Consider the following 6,166-nt stretch of genomic DNA (forward strand, 5'->3'; position numbering starts at 1 on the left):
AGTAAATTTGACTCTGTAGTATGCTTTAATCTTTAGTTATCAAGCTGTTTGAAAATATTTAATAATAGTTAAAATCGGAAACTGACAAAAGAGGGATAGACACCGATGCACCGATACACTGGTAAAATCTTCATTCTAAATTCTAAATTCTAAATTCTTCAGGCAATAGTTATTAAAATTGATAATTTCCCACCTAAAATAGATTTTAATTTTTATTTTGCCCTCGTGTCTGTTATTTATTCCTCATCTACTAATATATTTGATCGCTGATACAAAATCTGAGTTTCAAATTAAACCGAGATCTTGATCAGTACATTGATACTAAATAGAAAAAAGTTAAAAATCAATTTTGATATAGTTTACAGCGCTTTTCAATTTGGTAAACCACACCCTCAAATTGTGGGCATTGCCCACCCTACCTTTATAATAAGAATTGTGGTTCATTGATCTGAAAACTGCTGTAAGTTAATTATTATACTCATTACTCATTACTCCTCCTCACAAGCCAATTTTCAACGAGGTGCAACATTTGAGTTAAACCTTATTTTCCGATGCAGAAACGGCTAAAAATACGATCAAGGACAGATTCTGTTACGTCTTCTCCGGTAATTTCTCCTAATGCTTGAATGGCAATGCGTAAGTCAATTGTCCAAAAATCGAGGGGTAATTGATTTTCGATAGTTTCTTCTACTTGTATTAATGCTAATTTAGCACGGGTTAAGGCGGCTGCTTGACGTTGATTGTTAGCAATTTCTAAATCTTGAGCAGTGGTTTCTCCCCTTTGAATTGTTTTGACTATGGCAGTTTCTAAGTCTTCTATACCTTTATTTATGGCTACGGCGGTGGTGACAACCTCTTTTATTTCAGTAGGATATTTAATGATGTCTGCGGTAGCTATGTCGATTTTATTGATGACTAAAATCAGGTTTAAATCTCGGATTTGTTGATAAATTTCGTCATCTTCTTGAGTCCATCCTGTACTAGCATCAATGGTAAACAAAATTAAGTCTGCTTGTGATACTGCTTTAAGCGATCGCTCAACCCCGATTTTTTCCACGGTATCTTCTGTTTCTCTGATACCGGCAGTGTCTAGCACTTGAATGGGGATACCTTGAACCACTAGCACAGATTCTACCACATCACGGGTAGTTCCGGGTAAAGGAGTAACAATGGCTCGATCACTTTTACTCCAAGCATTCAAAAGACTAGATTTACCTACATTTGGACGACCAACAATAGCAACTTTTATGCCACTGCGTAACAATTCTCCTTGATCTTTAGTCCCTAAAATGTGTTTAACTTTAACTAAATGATCTTCTAAATCTTGCTTAATTTGAGCTTCATTTAAGGGGGGTAAATCCTCTTCAAAATCAATTCTTGCTTCTACTTCTGCCAAAATATCTAGTAAAGAATGACGCATTTGACGAATTGGTTGTGCTAATTTTCCTTGTAAACCTGCTAAGGCAATATGGGAGGCTTGAGGTGATTTTGCCCTAATAATTTCAGCGATACTTTCAGCTTGGGTTAAGTCAATTCTACCGTTTAAGAAGGCTCTGAGAGTAAATTCTCCTCCTTGGGCTAACCGGGCACCTGATTCTAAACATAATTCTAAAACTTGTTGCACGGGAATAATGCCCCCATGACAGTGAAATTCGATCACATCTTCCCGGGTGAAAGAACGTGGTGATAACATTAATAGAACTAAAACTTCGTCAATAATTTGCCTTGTGTTAGGATTTTGAATATAACCGTAAAGGATTTGATGAGATTTCCATGACGGCTTACCTTGAGGCTGAAAAATCTTTTTGGTAATATCTAAAGCCGTTACACCACTTAATCTCACGATGCCAATACTACCTTGATTTGGTACTATTGCCGAGGCGATCGCTACAATAGTTTCTTGTTGTATTATTTTTTTCACCATCTCAAAATATTCTCCTAATTCCTAATCCCTAATTCCTTATTCCTAATCAATATCTAGCTTTGTTTGTTTAAGAATTTTTGTGCTTGATTAATGGCTAATGCACCTATATTATATACTGCCCAGCCACCAGCGATCGCCAAAGGTAACACTACGATTAAGATTCTCCAGTCCATTTTGTTATACTCCAGTTTTTATCATTCTTTACTATTGAAAAAATAATAACATTTATTGCAATCATTTGGACTTTAGACAAAAATTTAACCTGAGATATTCATGGAAAACTTTGAAAAAAACTTCTCGTTTTTCTTATCTTGTAGTCTTATTTGATTTCAATAGACAAGAGTGCAAAATAAAAATTAAAATCTATTTTAGGGGAGAAATTATCAATTTTAATAACTATTGCCTGAAGAATTTAGAATTTTTTAGAATTTAGAATGAAGATTTTACCATTGCCCCGTTGCCCCGTTGCCCATTGCCGCGACTTGGTGCAAGAAGTCTAATAAAAATTTTTTTCATTTTACCAAGGGACTTGCCCTGAAGCAGCTTCTGTAATTAATGGGAATTCAGGATATTTTCCTGAAGCTGATTGTAACATTCCATAGATACAAGCAACAAGTGTGCCGATAAAAATTGTGTTATAAATAGTTTCAATAATTAATGAACCGCTTAATGCTCCTAATAAAATGTTAAAAATTAAGCTGATTAAAATTAATAATATCTCCATCAGAATTGATTGCATTGTATTAAAACGAATAAAATGACTGATGCGAGAATTTCTGACAACGGCACTGAATAAGACAATAAATAAGATGAAACCACCAAAGGGAATTTGATTGATAATCGCCAAAGGAATTAAAGGAATTTCGATCAGGGTTAAAATAGGAAATTGTTGAAATAAAAAAACACCAAAATTTAAAGCTGTATAGAGAGGAAAAAAATACACAAGTGCACCAAATAATTTGTCTTTCCAATCAGTTGTGTTACGCCAATTCATATAATTAAATTAATTTATTGATCAAACTTCACAATACTATATTTACACAAAATTTATTGATTTTAGAAGTTATTAAAATTTCACAAATCAAATAGAATTGTTATTTTTCTAATACCTATTGTTCATTATCAAAAATTCTGTTATATATGTTATTAGAGAACAAAATGTAGAGAATTTTTATGTTGGCTCTGGATTTACCCAGTACTGCTGTCCGTGAAAGAATACAGTCATCTAGTCGTATTCTGTTGATTGAAGATGAAGAATTGATAAGGAATATGATTGCCTTGAATCTGGAAGACGAAGGATACGAGGTGATTAAAACCAGTAACGGTAGGGAAGCATTAAATATTCTTGAGCGTCAAAATTTACAAAGCTCTGGGGATAATATTAATATGGTTATTTTAGATTTAATGTTACCAGAAGTTAACGGTTTAGATATTTGTCGTTTACTCCGTTATCGTGGCAATACTATTCCCATTTTAATTTTAAGTGCCAAAGCTGCGGAAACTGATCGAGTTTTAGGTTTAGAGGTTGGTGCTGACGACTATTTAACTAAACCTTTTAGTATGAGGGAATTAGTTGCTCGTTGTCGGGCATTATTACGCCGTAATTCTTTTAATAATGTAACTCCAGAGTCAGTGCGTCAATTTAAAGAGATTACTCTTCTTACTAATGAATGTAGAGTTCTTGTAAGACAAGAAGAAGTTAATCTTTCACCAAAAGAATTTCGTTTATTAGAACTGTTTATGACCTATCCTAAAAGGGTATGGGATCGAGAACAATTAATTGAAAATGTTTGGGGTGCAGATTTTTTAGGTGATACCAAAACTGTTGATGTGCATATTCGTTGGCTACGGGAAAAAGTTGAGAAAGATCCCAGTAATCCTGAGTATTTAATTACTGTGCGTGGATTTGGTTACAGATTCGGTTAATTAATTAAGAATTAAGAATTAGAAATTAGGAATTAAAAATTAGAAGGCTAGAACTAATTTACCCCTAGCGACTTATTCACTATTCACTACTTACGGTTTGCTGTTGAAAATCTGAAGACTATAAGAATCAAGGATCAATCAATACTACATTAACAACAAAGTGTGCCATTTTGACAATTTTTGTTAAAAAACTAAATATTTTTGACTTGATTTTGAAATAAAAACTTACATTAACTCAATAACACTACTAAGCTAAAAATTTGATTTTTGGTCTTTTAAGCTGATAGCTGACTGCTAATAGCTACTCTCATCAAAATAAAAATACTTTTTGATGAACCCCTACTTAAGTTTTCCGTCTTCTAGTTCAATAATCCGCTCTGCTACGTCTAAAATGCGATCGTCATGGGTGACAATTAAAATTGTGCAACCTTGTTCTTTTGCTAATTTTTGCATAATTTCGACCACATCCCGACCTGATTTACTATCAAGGGCTGCTGTAGGCTCGTCGGCTAAAACCATTTTCGGATAAGATACTAATGCTCTAGCTATGGCTACTCTTTGTTTTTGCCCTCCTGAAAGATTGTCAGGATAGTAATTAATTCGATCGCCTAATCCTACTGCTTGTAACATTAAAATCGCTCTTTCTTTAACTTCTTGGGAAGAAAATTCTGGATGTAACTCCATAGACATTTGGACATTTTTCCTTGCAGTTAAGGATTTTATTGAGTTTGTAGCTTGAAAAATATAACCAATATTGCGCCTAGTTTCAATGAGTAGATTATTATTGCCCTTAATTAATTCATTGCCAAATACTTTTAGGCTACCATGATTGGCGGTTCTCAATGCACCTATAATGGATTATTAAGATGTTTATCCTGATCCGGGAGGGCCTTTCCAAATTAATACTTCTCCTTTTTTTAGGGTTAAATTAATGTCAAAAAGAGTTTGTTTTTCAATGTTATTACTCCTAAAATAAAAGTCTAAATTTTTTATTTCTACAACTTGATTATTTTCTTGTTTCTCAGGGATAATTAATTGTGGATCTGTTGTTAACATAATTTTTATTATCTTGTTATTTTTAAGAATAATTAGGAATATTTAATCATTAAAATATGTCTGCAGGATCAGCAGATTTCAGTTTATTAACAGCGATCGCCCCTGATAAAAAGCACATAATAACGGTTAAAATATAGACAGACAAAGCTAAAGATTTAGTCATAAAAATAGGTAAACCCGTAGCCCCAGCAGCACCGTTATAAAGAAAAATAGAGATACCTAAACCGGGCAAAAAACCAACACAAGCTAGAATAATTGCCTGTTGAAAAACAAGAATTAATAAATAATTGTTCGTGTAACCCATTGCTTTTAAGGTGGCATATTCAGGTAGATGATCAGCGACATCCGTATAAAGAATTTGGTAAACAATAACAATACCAACTATTAAACCCATTCCTGCCCCTAGGGTAAAAATAAAGCCAATAGCAGTGCTATTTTCCCAATAATCTCGTTCATATTTAACAAATTCTTGCCTTGATAAAACAACGACATCACCACTATTAAATTTTTGTTTTAAACTGTTAATTACTGCCTCTTTATTAGTATTTTCAGCTAATTGAATTACCCCAATATCAATTAAGTTTTCATTTCTCTTAGGAAACATTCTTAAAAAGTTTAAATCACTGGTAATTAAATTCCCATCTGCACCAAAACTAGAGCCAATAGAAAATAAACCACCGATCATAATTTGTCGGCTATCAATTTCGGTTTTGACAGTTTTTCCTGTATTAAAAAGTTCTGAAATAGGGCCAAATTCTGGCCGTGATTTATCATCAAATAAAACCATATCAGATAATTTTAATTGCTCAAGATTTTTTTCAACTCCAGGTAAGGTAAAAAGTTGATCTTTTGGGTTAAATCCTATTACCATAATTTGTCGAGTAGATTGATTTACAGGGTTTTTCCAAATACCAAAACCGATATGAAGATGATTAATTGATTCTACTCCTTCTACTCCTAAAGCCTCATATAAACGCCGTGAAGAAAAACTTTTCATGGCAATTAAAGCATCTGATTGGGGATTAAGTAAAAAAACATCTCCTTTGATTTGTTCATGAACTCTTACTGCACTATTTAATAATGCTGTTTTAAATCCTAACTGCATAAACATGAGAATATCAGCAAAAGTAATACCAGCAATCGCAACTAATAATTTAATTTTTTCTCGGCTCAATTGTAACCAAGCTAAAGGTATTTTCATAATAAAATTTGCACTAAAACTTGTGAATAAATAAGGTTATTAATGATGGTATTATATTG

At 33.0% G+C, this 6,166-nt stretch carries 5 protein-coding genes and 1 pseudogene; 1 reads left to right on the forward strand and 5 read right to left on the reverse strand.

All coding sequences use genetic code 11. From position 1 onward, the window contains the following. Positions 1-541: 541 nt before the first annotated feature. The 3 genes from mnmE to FWJ34_RS17315 form a co-directional block, all read right to left on the reverse strand. Complete coding sequence (mnmE, locus tag FWJ34_RS17305) at positions 542-1,924, reverse strand: tRNA uridine-5-carboxymethylaminomethyl(34) synthesis GTPase MnmE (RefSeq protein ID WP_308256590.1); 1,383 nt, start codon at positions 1,922-1,924, stop codon at positions 542-544. A gap of 53 nt (positions 1,925-1,977) precedes the next feature. Further along, entirely contained in the window at positions 1,978-2,097 is a 120-nt protein-coding gene (locus FWJ34_RS17310) for a photosystem II protein Y (RefSeq protein WP_308256592.1), read from the reverse strand. Positions 2,098-2,441: 344 nt separating this feature from the next. Then, positions 2,442-2,918: a Tic20 family protein gene (locus FWJ34_RS17315; RefSeq protein WP_308256593.1), complete on the reverse strand. Its 477-nt coding sequence runs from the start codon at positions 2,916-2,918 to the stop codon at positions 2,442-2,444. A 179-nt stretch (positions 2,919-3,097) separates the two neighbouring features. Between FWJ34_RS17315 and FWJ34_RS17320 the strand changes: the two genes are divergently transcribed. Beyond that, the gene (locus FWJ34_RS17320) at positions 3,098-3,850 is read left to right on the forward strand and encodes a response regulator transcription factor (protein WP_308256594.1); all 753 of its coding nucleotides are present in this window, start codon (positions 3,098-3,100) and stop codon (positions 3,848-3,850) included. 339 nt (positions 3,851-4,189) lie between these two features. On the opposite strand, the pseudogene FWJ34_RS17325 reads toward FWJ34_RS17320, so the two are convergent. Both FWJ34_RS17325 and devC read right to left on the reverse strand, forming a co-directional pair. After that, positions 4,190-4,906: pseudogene (locus tag FWJ34_RS17325) on the reverse strand (ATP-binding cassette domain-containing protein). Positions 4,907-4,955: 49 nt separating this feature from the next. Then, a complete protein-coding gene (gene devC, locus FWJ34_RS17330) occupies positions 4,956-6,107 on the reverse strand; it encodes an ABC transporter permease DevC (protein WP_308256595.1) in 1,152 nt (383 codons plus the stop codon). Positions 6,108-6,166: the final 59 nt, after the last annotated feature.

The sequence above is a fragment of the Geminocystis sp. GBBB08 genome, from assembly GCF_016743215.1.
GTDB lineage: Bacteria > Cyanobacteriota > Cyanobacteriia > Cyanobacteriales > Cyanobacteriaceae > Geminocystis.